The 14,775-nt window shown below is 28.8% G+C and carries 11 protein-coding genes and 1 pseudogene; 11 read left to right on the top strand and 1 reads right to left on the bottom strand.

The window, feature by feature from the left end; genetic code table 11:
- The first annotated feature begins 5 nt into the window (after nucleotides 1–5).
- From BFL38_RS01475 to BFL38_RS01440, 8 genes are all read left to right on the top strand, one after another.
- A complete protein-coding gene (locus BFL38_RS01475; protein WP_069725395.1) occupies nucleotides 6–1,502 on the top strand; it encodes a sulfatase in 1,497 nt (498 codons plus the stop codon).
- A 21-nt stretch (nucleotides 1,503–1,523) separates the two neighbouring features.
- Entirely contained in the window at nucleotides 1,524–2,867 is a 1,344-nt protein-coding gene (locus BFL38_RS01470; protein WP_069725394.1) for a sulfatase family protein, read from the top strand.
- Nucleotides 2,868–2,949: 82 nt separating this feature from the next.
- Nucleotides 2,950–3,861: a helix-turn-helix domain-containing protein gene (locus BFL38_RS01465; protein WP_069725393.1), complete on the top strand. Its 912-nt coding sequence runs from the start codon at nucleotides 2,950–2,952 to the stop codon at nucleotides 3,859–3,861.
- A gap of 342 nt (nucleotides 3,862–4,203) precedes the next feature.
- Nucleotides 4,204–6,405 (top strand): flagellar filament capping protein FliD, encoded by a 2,202-nt coding sequence (gene fliD / locus BFL38_RS01460; protein WP_069725392.1) that lies wholly within the window; start codon nucleotides 4,204–4,206, stop codon nucleotides 6,403–6,405.
- Nucleotides 6,406–6,472: 67 nt separating this feature from the next.
- Nucleotides 6,473–7,243: a patatin-like phospholipase family protein gene (locus tag BFL38_RS01455; protein ID WP_069725391.1), complete on the top strand. Its 771-nt coding sequence runs from the start codon at nucleotides 6,473–6,475 to the stop codon at nucleotides 7,241–7,243.
- 197 nt (nucleotides 7,244–7,440) lie between these two features.
- Nucleotides 7,441–10,536, top strand: coding sequence for a DEAD/DEAH box helicase (locus tag BFL38_RS01450; protein WP_069725390.1), 3,096 nt, complete (start codon nucleotides 7,441–7,443; stop codon nucleotides 10,534–10,536).
- Between the two features lie 242 nt (nucleotides 10,537–10,778).
- Complete coding sequence (locus BFL38_RS15060; RefSeq protein WP_069725389.1) at nucleotides 10,779–11,573, top strand: restriction endonuclease subunit S; 795 nt, start codon at nucleotides 10,779–10,781, stop codon at nucleotides 11,571–11,573.
- Nucleotides 11,574–11,590: 17 nt separating this feature from the next.
- Complete coding sequence (locus BFL38_RS01440) at nucleotides 11,591–12,373, top strand: hypothetical protein (protein ID WP_069725388.1); 783 nt, start codon at nucleotides 11,591–11,593, stop codon at nucleotides 12,371–12,373.
- Here BFL38_RS01440 and BFL38_RS01435 read toward each other — a convergent pair.
- Nucleotides 12,306–12,932: a variable surface family protein gene (locus BFL38_RS01435; RefSeq protein WP_256097186.1), complete on the bottom strand. Its 627-nt coding sequence runs from the start codon at nucleotides 12,930–12,932 to the stop codon at nucleotides 12,306–12,308. The genes BFL38_RS01440 and BFL38_RS01435 overlap by 68 nt on opposite strands.
- Before the next feature lie 59 nt (nucleotides 12,933–12,991).
- Between BFL38_RS01435 and BFL38_RS01430 the strand changes: the two are divergent.
- From BFL38_RS01430 to BFL38_RS01420, 3 genes and pseudogenes are all read left to right on the top strand, one after another.
- A pseudogene (locus tag BFL38_RS01430) lies at nucleotides 12,992–13,426 on the top strand (terminase TerL endonuclease subunit); the annotation flags it as partial.
- Nucleotides 13,427–13,946: 520 nt separating this feature from the next.
- Nucleotides 13,947–14,168 carry a DUF6290 family protein gene (locus BFL38_RS01425; protein WP_008727272.1) on the top strand — a complete coding sequence of 74 codons (222 nt, stop codon included), beginning with the start codon at nucleotides 13,947–13,949 and terminating at the stop codon, nucleotides 14,166–14,168.
- 136 nt (nucleotides 14,169–14,304) lie between these two features.
- The gene (locus BFL38_RS01420; protein ID WP_069725385.1) at nucleotides 14,305–14,775 is read left to right on the top strand and encodes a hypothetical protein; all 471 of its coding nucleotides are present in this window, start codon (nucleotides 14,305–14,307) and stop codon (nucleotides 14,773–14,775) included.

Genomic DNA, 14,775 nt, shown 5'->3' with positions numbered 1-14,775 from the left:
ATTATATGAAGCTTATAATGCTGATGTTTGATTCTCTTAATAAACATTTTTTAGAACCTTATGGATGCACTTGGACTAAAACTCCTAATTTTAAAAGATTAGCAGAAAAATCTGTTGCATTTGATAATTGTTATGCGGGAAGTTTGCCTTGTATGCCTGCAAGAAGAGAACTTCATACAGCAAGATACAATTTTTTGCATAGAAGTTGGGGACCTTTAGAACCTTTTGATGATTCTGCTATAGAAATATTAAAAAAAAATGGAATATATACTCATTTAATAAGCGATCATCTCCATTATTGGGAAGATGGCGGGGCTACATATCATAATAGATATAATAGCTGGGAAATAATAAGGGGACAAGAGGCTGATCATTGGAAAGCTGATTTAGGTTTTTCTGATTTACCTGAAAAGTATTTAGGTATTATTAATAAACAAGATCAAATAAATAGAGAATATATGAAAGATGAAAACTATCATCCTTTAAGTGAAGTATTTCAGTCAGCATTTGATTTTTTAAATAATAATATAAATAAAGATAATTGGTTTTTGCAGATAGAATGTTTTGATCCGCATGAGCCATATTTTACTTACGATAAGTATAAAAATAATTATGATTTCAATTATGGTGATTTATATTTTGATTGGCCTAATTACTCTAAAGTAGAAGAAAATAATGATGAAGTTGAGCATTGCAGATATATGTATGCTGCTTTATTATCTATGTGCGATAATTATCTTGGTAAGCTTTTAGATTATATTGATAATTCAAAAGAAGATATTATTTTAATAGTTAATACAGATCATGGATTTTTATTAGGAGAGCATAATTGCTGGGGAAAAAATATTCATCAGCTTTATAATGAAATAGCAAATATACCATTATTTATATATGAAGCTAAAAAAAATAATGAAGATAATACGAATAATATGAGAAAAGCATTGGTTCAAACTATAGATATACCTGTTACTATTTTAGATTTCTTTGGTATAGAAAAGACAAAGGATATGAAAGGTTTTTCTTTAAAAGAGACTATAAAGAATGATAATGAAGTGAGAAAGTATGCTTTGTTTGGAATGCATGCCAATCAAATATGCATTACTGATGGAAGATATGTTCTTATGAAAGATTATAGAAATAAAGAAGATATACCTTTATATAATTATACTTTGATGCCTACTCATATGATTGATTTTTTTAGCATAGATGAGCTTAAAACTATGGAGCTTCATGATGGTTTTAGCTTTACTAAAGGCTGTAAGGTTATGAAGATAAAATATTTAACTTTACCTAAAAAAATGACTCTTATAGATGAATTAGATTGGGTTTTATATGATTTGGAAAATGATCCTCATCAGGAAAATCCTATAATAGATGATTCTATAAAGAATGAAATGATTAAAAATATGATTTTGCTAATGATAGAAAATGAAGCTCCTATAGAAGAGTATATAAGATTAGGAATTTTAGAAGATTATAATAAATATAAAAATATGCATTAAATATTATGGAGGAATATAACTATGAAAAAAAATATTTTATTTGTTTTTTCAGATCAGCAGAGATGGGATACAATGGGGATATATGGTCAGGAATTAGATGTAACGCCAAATTTAGATAAATTAGGAAAAGAAGGAACTATTTTTGATAATGCATTCACCTGTCAGCCTGTATGCGGTCCTGCTAGAGCGTCTTTGCAAACGGGGTTATATTCTTCAAAGGTTGGAGTATTTGTTAATGCTATATCTTTGCCTGAGAATATCACTACAATAGCAAAATTATTAAATGAAAATGGATATCAAACTGCTTATGTTGGTAAATGGCATTTAGCTACTGACGGACTTGGAAGAGATAGTTCTAAAGAAGACTATATATTTAATCCTATACCAGAGAAAAAAAGAGGGGGATATAAAGATTATTGGGTAGCATCAGATGTACTTGAGTTTACTTCAGATGGTTTCAAAGGATATTTATTTGATAAAGATATGAACAAAGTAGAGTTTGAAAAATACAGAGTTGATGCTGTTACAGATTATGCTTTAGATTTTTTGGATAAAAGAACTAATGATAAGCCTTTCTTCTTATTTATATCATATTTAGAGCCTCATCATCAAAATAATAAAAATAAATATGAGGGACCTCTTTATTCTAAAGAAAAATTTGGTAATTGTAAAATACCAGAAGATGTTAAAGCATTGGGTTATGGTGATTCTAAAGAAAATTATGCCGATTATCTAGGAGCATGCAATTCTATAGATTATAATTTCGGAAGAATAAGAGAAAAATTAGAAGAAAAAAAATTATTAGATGATACAGTTATAATATATACAAGCGATCATGGTTCTCATTTCAGAACTAGAAATAAAACTTTACCAGAACATGGATATGATGATTATAAAAGAGCCTGCGAAGATGCAGCAATACATGTACCGCTTATCATAAAAGGCGATGGTTTTAGTTCTTCAAAAAGAGAGGAAAAGATAATAAGTTTGATAGATCTTCCTCCTACTATATTAAAAATTGCAGGAATAGAAAATAATAATATGGATGGCGAAGCTATACAGGATATTATAGCAGATAATAATCATGAAAATATTGCATTCCTTCAAATAAGTGAAAGTTTTGTAGGCAGAGCAATAAGAACTCCTGAATATACTTATGCTATTTACGATCCTAGTAAAAATCCTGCTAAAGATAAGGATAGTTTGAATTATCAAAGTTATATATTATATGATTTGAAAAAAGATCCTTTACAATTAAATAATGTTGTTAAAGATCCTAGTTATGCTGAAATTATAAATAAATTAAAAAACATTATAAAAGATAAAATTAAAAAAATAGAATCTTTAGATGTTGCTATTGATTAATTTATAAAAAGATCATTAATATAAACTTATAATCTATTATATTTTTTGTATATAGTATAAAGTTTTTTTAAGGTGTAATGTAATGAAAAATAATAAAAACTATTATACTATAATACCTTCTAATGTAAGATATGATAAGAGATTAAAATCATTATCAAAACTTATTTACGGAGAAATAGCAGCACTTACAAATGATAAAGGCTACTGTTGGGCTAATAATAATTATTTTGCAGAAATCTATTCTGTGAGTAAGGATACTATTTCAAGGTCTATAAAACAGCTTGAAGAATATAATTATATAAAATGCGTATATGATAAAACTAAACAAAATAATGAAAAAAGAAAAATATATATAAAAAAATTTAATTCAGTATCAGCAAAAAAGCCTATACAGTGCAGTAAAAAATTCTGTGACGGTATAGATAAAAAAGACGAAGATAATAATAAAGATAATAACTTAAATAATAAAGATAATATAAATAATAATGCAGATGCAAAAATCGGCTCTCCCTCTGCTTGTTTAGAATTTGATATATTTGTAAATGAGCTTATTAATACTTTTAATTTTCTTACAGGAAATAAAGCTAGTAAATTATATCAAGTTCATTCTTTTAAGACTAAATACAGTCAGGAAGAAATTAAATTAATTTTTGAAGATAGGAAATACGATTGGAGGGACTCTATTAATTTGGCAAAACAAAAAGTGAAGTATAAAGACAATTTATCAGGTATATGGCTTGATTTTATTAGCTATTTAAAAATATATTTAATGAAAGGAGACAGAGAAAACACTATTAAAAGACATTACAGCAAAGCGGAATTGATAAAAAGAGAAGAGCGGCTTAAAGAAATAGAGTTAATTAAAATGCAGAAAGAGAGTGAAGAGAAATTAAAATTGCTTGAGGAAGAAAGAAGGCTCGGTTTTGATAAGATGACTGAAGATGAGATTATAGAGTTCACCAAAAGAAATTTAATGTTTTTAAAAAGGGCTTAATATTAAGTATGTTTTACTAAAACTAATTTTATTTTTTGTTTTAATGATACTATGTATGTTTGTTATGATAATCAAAGCAGTGTATTTATACTTTATATTGCAGAAAGTAATGTAAAAATAATCAAAAAAGTTAATGAAGTTATAAAAATATTGAAATAAAGGTTTTGAATTATAGAAGCAACAGATTATTAAAGTTTAATAAAAAAGGACTATCTTATAGTAAAAAATATTGTTCTTATTATTTTTTTCATTGTTCCGATAATTTAAAAATAGATTTATTTTACAAATATATCAAAATTTTAGTTTTTATTAATATATATTATTATAAGGAGAGGTGTGTATATGGCAACAAGTGAAGCTTTTCTTGATGAAGTATATAAAAATGCAGTAGAAGCAGAGGTAAATAAAAGAAGCACCACGCTTTCTAATTTGGCAGATAATGCAAGGGATTATCAAAGACAAATATCTGCTTATGAGGATTTAAAAGCCAGATTAGATACACTATCTACAGCCTCAAAAGAGCTTTACGGCTTTCGTTCTCCTTTCAAAAATTATGTAGGTACGGGGGAAGGCATACCGGATTATTTTACAGTAACAGCCAATAGATTAGCAAATACCACCACTTATGATATAGCTATTAAGGATATAGCAGCAAGCCAGAAATTCTCATCAAAGGCTTTCAATATGACTGATACTCTTCCTGCGGGAAAAATAGTTCTGAAAATAGGAGAGGAAGAAACTACTATAGATTTTGCAGGCGGAAGTTTGGTAAATTTGCAGAAAGCTATAGATAAGGCATTCGGTAAGAAAATAAAAACTACAATAACTCAGAAATCAAGAAATTTACAAGTTCTTACTATGGACTTAGTAAAAACAGGTTCTAAAAATATAGTAGAAGTTGTAAGCGATGATTCTGGTATATTGAAAGAGCTGAATATGTTTACTAGACGCCCTTATAGGCATTTGGGACATATATTTAATGAGCAGCTTTTGAATAAATGGGAAGATGAATCAGATAATTTAACTACTAATTATATGGTAAAAAATGATTTTATAGTATTAAAGGGCGAGAATAAATTATCACTTCCATTGCATAGAGAGGCAGAAGCTAATGAAAATATTACTTTATCTATAACAGCGAGAGTTTCTGATACTTTAGATGATGAAGAAGCTCCTATTATGCCTCCTACAGTTGATTTGTCTATACCTGATACAGGCATAACTTTCAATAAAATAGACAGCGTAATATATAAAGATGTTGAATTATACGGAGAAGGTTTATCGCCTGCAGACAGTTCCAGAACTTTTGAAGATATAAAGAAATATAAAGAAGCCTTAGAAGAAGAAAGAAAGGCAAAAGAAGGACTTGAAGCGGAAGCCCCTGAGCCGATAGATGCTACAGGCTTTAACTCTGAGATTATTGGCGTAAAATATATAAATAAAGCAGGAGATGAGGCAGAAAAATTCTTTGCTTTACCTACTATAAGTGCCTCATGGCAAAGACTTAATATTCCTATAGGCGGACAGTTTGAACCGGGCGATGTAATAACAGAGGTTGTTCTTATCAATAAGAATCCGGGATATAATGTATTTTATAAGGATTTATTAGTTGAGGATATGGGCAAGGAAGAAGATGCTCCTAATTATTTGGTTTCAGAGGCTACAGATGCTAGGGCTTCTATAGACGGGGTTGATGTATTAAGTGAAAGCAATGAGTTTAATGATGTAGTTAATGGACTTAATATCACAGCTAAAAAAGTTACTCCTGAGGCATTTGCTACCACTATTGAAGTTGATAAAGAGGGGGTAGTTAATGCTATAGCTAATTTTATAAGGGCTTATAATGAGGTTATAGATCTTCTTAATGATACTACGCAAAGACCTTTATCGAGAGATATTAGAGACGGACTTGAAGCTATGAATAGAACCGACTTAAATGATTTGGCTACAACTTTGGGAATAGAGTTTAATTATGATATGACAGATGATGCTTTGAGAAAGAAACTTTATTATGTAGGAGTATTCAGCGGAAATACTCTTGTAAGCACTTTATCTCAAAGGGTGAGAATGATAGTTGCTGATGCTTATGAAACAGAGTACGGTGAGGAATTGGCACTTCTAGATCAGATAGGAATAAACAGAGGAAATGCCGGAGAGGAATGGTCTAAAGTAAAAAAAGGTTTCTTACAAGTAGATGAAGAAAAATTTATGAATAAAATAGAAACGCAGATGGACGGTATAGAAGAATTATTTTCTAATGATACCACAGGCGATGATGTACCGGATACAGGAGTTGCTTATACTATGAGCGATTTTATAACTCCTTATTCTCAAACAAGGGGTATTGTTGAAAATAGTATTGCTATGACTAGAAGCCGTTTAGATGATAATAAAAGAAGAATGGACGATGAAAAAGATCGTATAGAACAATACAGACAGCAGAGATTAGCTTCATATTATCAAATGCAGGCGGAATTGCAGCAGGCTGAAAGAGAAAGAAAGAGACTTGAGTCTTCACTTAATCAGAATAATGGCGGTAATTAATTATTAATTTAATATAATACTATTGTGTATTTAATATGCAATAGTATTTTTTTATAATAATCAGAATATGAAAAAAATCGGACTTGTATTAGGCGGCGGAGGGGGAAGAGGTGCTTATCATATAGGCGTTTGGAAATATTTAATAGAATCTGGTATATATGATAAAGTGTCTGCTATTTCCGGAACTTCTGTAGGTGCTTTGAATGCTTGTCTTATGGCTATGAATAATTATGATACAGCTGTAAAAGTTTGGAAAGAAGAAATAGAAACAAAAATTCTAATGTCTAAAAAGATTAAGGATTATTTTAAAATTGATAAATCTTCTATATTCGGTATGTTTTCAAGAGAAGGATTAATTGAAATTATAGATAAATATATAGATATTAATCTTTTGTCAAATTATCATTTTAATATATATGCTTCCTGTACAGAATATAATGCTCCATTTTTTATAAAATCAAAATACTTCAAATTAAACGGCAATTCTAATGAAAGAATAAAAAAAATACTTTTAGCTACTTCTGCACTCATAGCGGTATTTCCAACAGAAAAGATTGATAATAAATTCTATCTTGACGGCTATTATACAGATGATTGTCCTATAGAGCCCCTTTATCTTTATGAAAATTGTACAGATATAATAGTTATACATTTGGATTATAAAAAGCCTGTAAAAAAGAAAGATAATGTTAATATTTATGAAATGTATCCTTCCAAAGACTTAGGCAATTTCTTTTACGGTGTGCTTGATTTCTCTCCGAAAGGTGCTGAAAGAAGAATAGAGCAGGGTTATAATGATGCCCAAAATTATTTCAAAGATTTGAGTATATTGCAATAGAATAATATAAAAAACAACTATAAATGCATATTGTGTTAACATAATTTAGTTATCATAATATATTAAAATCTATTCTTTTTTACATATTATCAAAAATCATGTTTTTTTATACAATATATAATATTGACTTTTTTAATAATTCTATTATTATAAAAGCCATTAAAAATGATGTGTAAAAATATAGTAAGGTTATGGGAATGAATACTAGGGGTAAGTCTAAAAAGAAAATTAAGGAAAATGATAATCCTTTTTTAAATTTAAATGCTAATGCTAAAGAAAATGATGAGCTTGCAAAGGCTTCTATCAAAACTATAGCAAACAGCGTTGTTATTACAGAAAGCGATAATAAGAGAATAGACAGAAATAAAAAAGAGGAAAACTCTCAAATAATAGATCCTTCGCGTAAGAATTGGCTTTATTATACAAGATCTCCTTTAATGGATAATTACAGGGATAATCTTTATAGGGAGTATTATAGTTTATCGGTGTTATTATCTTTAAGGGGCGACAGCAATAATGAAAGGACTTTGGGGCTTTCATTGAAATTGATAGACTTGGAAAATAAGAAAGAGTACAGGGTAGGGGAGCTTGAGAGCTTCTTATTTTCATGCGTTATTGGAGATAAGCAGAACATAGAAGATATTGAAAAAACTATAGAGCTTGAAGATTTCAGCAAGACAGAGGCTAGATTAATAAGATTTTTAAATAACTTGTATGCTGAGGCTAAGCAAATACAGGAAAACGGTAAATTATGGTTTAAGGACTATGATGCTTATCAGTGTCTTATGCTTTTAAAAGATGTTCCTAATATAAGGCTTGAAAGCAGAGTTATAACATTCAGCGATGATATTTTAAATTTACAGTTGGAAAGCTATTATAACGAAGAAAAAGATTTAGTGCTTAATCTTAGTATAAAAGATGTTGATTTAAATAGAGTATATACATTCGGTGAGAATTGTGATTTTATACTTTATAAAGATATTTTTTATGAAACTAATCCTTCATACCCTAAAATCAAAAAGAATATTTTTAAAGACAGTATAATAGTAAAAAAAGATTATATAAAAGATTTCTGTTCAAGGGTGCTTCCTAATCTTAAAAAAGACTTTGATAATATAGAGCTTCCTGAAGATATAAAAGAAAATGATATATTAGCTTTTCCAGCTCAGGCATTGGTATTTTTGGATTATGACGGCACTAATGTATTTTCAACTATAAAGTTCAAATACGGTTCTTTTACTGTTGACCCTTATTCCGGAAAGTTTACAAGCAGCAATATGTTTGATAATGAAGTTACAGAGATTTATAGGGATAATGAAAAGGAAGAATATTTCTGCAGAACATTATCAAAATATTTGGAGAAAGTAGGAGATTATACTTTTGCTACTTCTGATGATGAGAAGATATTTTATTTATGCTACAAAATACTTCCGGCACTTCAGGACAGGGGTTGGACTTGTTATTATAGTGAATCTTTTAAATCATTAAAATTGAATGTTAAGCCTCTTAAAATGAGAGTTTCTTTAACTAAAGATATTAACTTTTTTGAGATTAATTTTTCTTTTGAGGGCGTTAAAGAGCTTCATGATTTATCTGAAATTGTAAGGGCTGTAAAAGTAGAAAATAAAGAATATATAAGACTTCAAAACGGTTCATTTGTACCTATAGATTTGGAAGTAATTGATTATATTGCCAAGATGTTTAAAGAAAATCCTATAGAACAAAAAGAGGATAACAGATACTTGCTTCCTATGTTCAGTGCTCCTTATTTTGCTGATATGCTTGAGAAACATAGCGGTATAGAGCTTGATTTGGATGATAATGCTGTGGATACTATAGCAAATATAAAAAGGGTTGAGTATGATGAAACACCGCCTAAAGATATAGTCGGAGAGTTTAGAAGCTATCAATTAGTAGGTTATAAATGGCTTAGAAAATTGGCTGATATGTCATTAAACGGAATACTTGCTGACGATATGGGGCTTGGTAAAAGTTTTCAGACTATAGCTACAATATTAAAAGAAAAAGAAAATGGAAATAAACTTACTTCTTTAGTTGTTGCTCCTACTTCATGCGTTGCTAATTGGGAATGCGAGATTAAAAAATTTGCTCCTTCTCTTGAAGTAATAGTATTATCAGGCAATTTAAAAACAAGAATGAAAAAGATAAAAGCTGTAAGTAATTATGATGTTGCCGTAATATCATATTCTACATTAAGACGCGATGTAAAAGCATTGAGTGAAAATGAGTTTAACTATCTCATACTTGATGAGGCTCAGCATATAAAAAATGCCAATACTCAGAATGCAAAAATGGTTAAAAGTTTAAAATCGTTAAAAAGACTTGCTTTAAGCGGTACGCCTATAGAAAACAGTATAAGCGAGATGTGGTCAATGTTTGATTTTCTTATGCCTGGATTTTTGGGCAAGCATAAGGATTTTGTTGAAGATTATGAAGCTCCTATACTTGCAGGGTTGGACAGTTCAAGCGAGGCTTTGGATAATTTAAAGACTAGAATAGCACCTTTCATATTAAGAAGATTAAAAACTGATGTACTTACAGATTTGCCTCCTAAACATACCGTTGTAAGCTACTGCGATTTAACTAAAGATCAAAAAGAACTTTATATGTCTATACTTGAAGCGGCAAGAATAGAAATATTTGAAACGGTAAAAAGAAAAGGTTTTGCTCAGTCTCATATAGAAATATTTTCAGCATTAACAAGATTAAGACAGGTTTGCTGCCACCCAAGATTAATGCATGAAGATTTACGAGGCGAGAGTCATACAAGCGGTAAGTTTAATATGTTTATAGAGATGATTAAAGAAGCTATTTCAGGCGGACATAGTGTATTGGTATTCAGCTCATTTACTAGAATGCTTAATCTCATGCGTATTGCTTTTAAGAAATTGGGAATAGATTATTTTTATTTGGACGGCTCTACAAAGGACAGAATGGATTTAGTTCATAGATTTAATGCAGGAGAAGCACCTATATTCTTACTTAGCCTTAAAGCAGCAGGAACAGGACTCACCTTAACACAGGCTGATACTGTGATGCATTATGATTTATGGTGGAATCCAGCAGTAGAAGATCAAGCAACAGACAGAGCATACAGAATAGGACAGAAACGCGTTGTAACTAATTATAAGCTCATCACAAGAGGCACCATAGAAGAGAAGATATTAGAACTTCAGAATAAAAAGCGTTTATTGATTGATACTGTAGTGGGCGATTCTATGGGCGACATAAATAAATTAAGCTGGGACGAAGTAAAGAATCTGATAAATTAATAATAATTTTGAATTTTTTATATATCATAGTATAATATTGTTAAGAACTACATATTATATTTAATAGAGGCATATTTATGAAAAATCTACCGCTTCCTCAATGTTTAGAATACTTTAAATTAGATTTTTTTATTAAAAATTTTGCAGGGCTTTGCCCTACGAAGTACACAGCGTGCCGCACCCCACTTCTTTTGTTGACACAAAGAAGCAAAAAGACTGCAATAGTATGAAAAGGAGGCATAATGAACCACTCACTCCCTACAGGTTGGACTTTAAAACGTCTAGGCGATATAACAGAAAGAATTACAAGAAAAAATACAATTAACAATGATAATGTATTAACAATTTCAGCAGAATATGGATTTATAAAGCAAGACAAATTTTTTAGTAAAATTGTAGCTAGTAAAGATTTATCAAAATATATTTTATTGTACAAAGGAGATTTTTGCTATAATAAAAGTTATTGTCGTGGTTATCCATATGGAGTTTTTAGGAAATTAAAAAATTATGATGTTGGGGTTGCTACATCATTGTATATTTATTTTAAAATAACTGAGGGTAATAGTAATTTTTTTGAATATTTATTTGATGTAGGTATTTTAAATAGACAATTAAGTATTATTTCTCAAGAGGGAGTCAGAAATCATGGACTATTAAATGTTCCTATAGAAGATTTTTTCAATATGATAATTCCATTCCCGCCCCTAGACGAACAAAAGCGTATAGCCGAAGTTTTGTCATTATGCGATGATGTTATAGAGAACCTTACTAAACTAATAGAGAAGAAAGAGCTTTATAAGAAAGGCGTAATGCAAAGAGTGTTAAGCGGTGAAGTTCGATTCAAGGGTTTTAAAGATGAATGGAAAATAAAAAAATTATCTGAAATTAGTAAAAGTATAAAAACAGGAAAATTAGATGCTAATGCTATGGAAGAAAACGGACAATATAGGTTTTATACTTGTGCTAGAGAATATTATAGAATAAATGAGTATGCTTTTGATGGAGAGGCTTTATTAATATCCGGCAATGGTGCTTAAGAAAGAATTATAAAGATTTGGAAAATAGTATAAAAGAAAATATTTCTAATACAGTTTATGCTTCAGTTAATGAAAATAATTCCAAATACGATGAATTAATAAATCAATTAGGAGTAAAAACAGAAGATAATAAAAAAGAAATAGACAGCCTAAACACTAGATTTGAGGAAGTCAGAGAAGAACAAACTAAATTCTTAAAAGAAGAGAAAGAGAATTTAAATAATCTCAAAGAAGAATTATCAAATAGTGTAGATGAAAAGATAGATGAAAAAATAGAAAAAAATAATACTACTTATAACAGCATAGCGTTAGAACATAATCTTAAGACTTTTAAAGAATTGTATGGCTTAAAAAAAGTACAGAAAGATTTAGAAGATTCTATCTTAGTAAATAATTCCAAATATGATGAATTAATAAATCAATTAGGAGTAAAAACAGAAGATAATAAAAAAGAAATAGATATTTTAACTAATAAGCTAGAAGAAAGCAGAGATGAACAAACTAAATTCCTAGAAGAAGAAAAAGAAAATTTAAATAATCTCAAAGAAGAATTGTCAAATAGTGTAGATGAAAAGATAGATGAAAGAATAGAGAAAAATAATTCTAATTACAATAGTATAATGCTGGAGCAGAATCTCAAGAATTTTAAAGAGATATCAGATTTAAGAAAAAATTATAAAGATTTGGAAAATAGTATAAAAGAAAATATTTCTAATACAGTTTATGCTTCAGTTAATGAAAATAATTCCAAATACGATGAATTAATATATCAATTAGGAGTAAAAACAGAAGATAATTAGCAGTTATACCCAATACAGCAGCAACTGATACTTTATAAGGATTTTTTTCATATATATCTGATTGTTTACCATTTTTTAATATAAATCTAGCATCACCAATATTCTCAGCTGTATATGTGTAGTTACCATTAACTACTCCGCCTTTTAAAGCAGTATCAAATGCAACTTTCAAATAAGGATTAACTGTTACATTTCCTATTTGAGTATTTAAGAAGTAGAATCTTGTTTGGAAGCCGAAAATTTCTGTAGTCTCACTATTATCAGAATTTTTATCTTTAAATGTAGAATTTCTATAATAGAAATATAATCTTACAGCATTGAAAGCATCTATGCCTGTATAGTATCTTAACTGTATATTATTGAAAGCTACGCCTGTATATGTTACTTTATTATTACCAGAATCATAATCTTTTACAGCTACTTGTATAGGTATAGCTATTCTTAAATTGTTATTTAAAGCATTAAACATAAGTACAGGAGTATGTACGCCTATCTGTCCGTTTAACAAAGTATAGTTATAACCAACACCTATACCAAAAGCATCAGAAGTGTAGCCTATACCAGCAGAAATAGTTGAATCTAATTTAACATCTCCGGTATTACCGCTAAGTATATTATATAATAGATTTTGATGTTATAGAATCCTCAATACTAAATGATGCGAAAGATTTTGAAATTATAAAAATAGCTTATGACCCTTGGAAAGCTATTGAAATAGTAACACACTTAGAAAGTGAGGGCTTCAAAATGGAACAGGTTAGGCAATCTTTTGCAGTCGGCGGTTTATCTGAAGGAACTTCTTTATTTGAAAAAACTATAGATGAAAGAAAACTACTTCATGGTAATAATGCAGTTCTTAATTGGATGATAAGCTGCTGTAAAGTAAAAACGGATGGGAGGGATAATTATTTGCCTGTAAAACCTGACAGAAGAAGATCATATAAAAGAATAGATGGTGTTGTAGCCTCAATTATGGCTCTTCATAGAGTGATTAAAAATCATTTTGAAGATACTAAAAGTATTTATGAAACTGAAGGCGTTTTTATATTATAATAATATCACTAATTTTATCAGTACCCCCTAATAAAAAAATTATCGCCATGCACAAAAGACTCCCCACTCGTTGCACCGAGTAAAAGCCTGCAGAGATTTTATCCCCCCCCCCCGCCAAGCAAATATAAATCAGTTATAATTCAGATAAGAAAAAAATTAAAATAAACTATTATTTTTTGTAGAAAAAGTATTGACAAAATCATCAAGTGTGGTATAATATAATTAATCCTAAAGAAATGAAGGAGGTAATTATGGAAGTCTTAACTTTCATAGCTACAATTATTGATATCCTGACACTTATCGTAATTGTGGTTAAGCTAATAAAAATTAAAAAATAATTTTTATTAGTTACGAAAGGGAGCTAAGTTAGCCGACTTGGCTCCTGACTTCCATAGTTAATATTATATACATTATGAAGGAGTTGTCAAGATGTTAACAACTGTAAATGCAATATTATCTGTAGTATCATTATCACTTAATATAGTAGTATTAGTTCTTTTATTAAAAAGAGGTCATAATAATGGATAATAAAAAAAATAGCTGGGGTGGTGCTAGAGCAAATACAGGCGGAGCTCGTGAAGGTTCAGGCAGAAAAAGAATAACAGAAGATAGGCTTGACATTAAATTATATATGCGTGTTAGTGAAAAAGAACAGCTCCTAATAAAAGAAAAAGCAGAACAGAATAATGTCAGTGTATCTCAGTACATTAGAGATGCTGTATTAAAAGAATTAAATATATAATTTATTAATTATAGGTGTTGCGATAATAAAGGTTATCGAAATAGTTATCTATTCATTCACATTAAATTAAAATTTGTTATTTTTTCTTAATTATACTAAAATAAATAATTATAAATTAATTTTAAGGATTTATCTTATGATAGAATTAAATGAACTCCAAATAATAGATACAGATAATTACAATATACCAAATAATGTAAATATATCAAATATTATATTCAAAAATAAGGTTACATTTATTGGAAAATATGAAAATATATCATTTAAAAATTTAATATTTGAATATGATGTAGAATTTTCAGCTACATTTATAGGAAATATAATTTTTAAAAATATAGATTTTAAAAAGAATGTAACATTTAAACGTGCTTATTTTCAAACAAATAAAAATAATCAAATTAATCAAGCATGTTTTAGTAATGTTTATATATATGGAAATGCTGATTTTAAAGATTTTTCTCACCAAATGGAATTTAAAAAACTTAATATTACTGGTATTAAGTTTAAAAATAAACCAATTAATTTAAAAAAAACAATTAAACTACTTGGAGATTCCTATAATGAACAAGTAGATGAAATAAATAATAGGAATTATCCTAATTTTTAG

Source organism: Brachyspira hampsonii (genome assembly GCF_001746205.1).
In the GTDB taxonomy this organism is placed as follows: domain Bacteria; phylum Spirochaetota; class Brachyspiria; order Brachyspirales; family Brachyspiraceae; genus Brachyspira; species Brachyspira hampsonii_B.
Note: the sequence above shows the minus strand (reverse complement) of the source record. Positions and strands in the feature narration are given on the sequence as shown.

Bases quoted from the DNA above. Each gene is read 5' to 3' on its own strand.
- BFL38_RS15060 (WP_069725389.1), top strand. From the start codon at position 10,779: ATGAACCACTCACTCCCTACAGGTTGGACTTTAAAACGTCTAGGCGAT.
- fliD (WP_069725392.1), top strand. From the start codon at position 4,204: ATGGCAACAAGTGAAGCTTTTCTTGATGAAGTATATAAAAATGCAGTA.
- BFL38_RS01455 (WP_069725391.1), top strand. From the start codon at position 6,473: ATGAAAAAAATCGGACTTGTATTAGGCGGCGGAGGGGGAAGAGGTGCT.
- BFL38_RS01420 (WP_069725385.1), top strand. From the start codon at position 14,305: ATGATAGAATTAAATGAACTCCAAATAATAGATACAGATAATTACAAT.
- BFL38_RS01465 (WP_069725393.1), top strand. From the start codon at position 2,950: ATGAAAAATAATAAAAACTATTATACTATAATACCTTCTAATGTAAGA.
- BFL38_RS01475 (WP_069725395.1), top strand. From the start codon at position 6: ATGAAGCTTATAATGCTGATGTTTGATTCTCTTAATAAACATTTTTTA.
- BFL38_RS01425 (WP_008727272.1), top strand. From the start codon at position 13,947: ATGGATAATAAAAAAAATAGCTGGGGTGGTGCTAGAGCAAATACAGGC.
- BFL38_RS01470 (WP_069725394.1), top strand. From the start codon at position 1,524: ATGAAAAAAAATATTTTATTTGTTTTTTCAGATCAGCAGAGATGGGAT.
- BFL38_RS01450 (WP_069725390.1), top strand. From the start codon at position 7,441: ATGAATACTAGGGGTAAGTCTAAAAAGAAAATTAAGGAAAATGATAAT.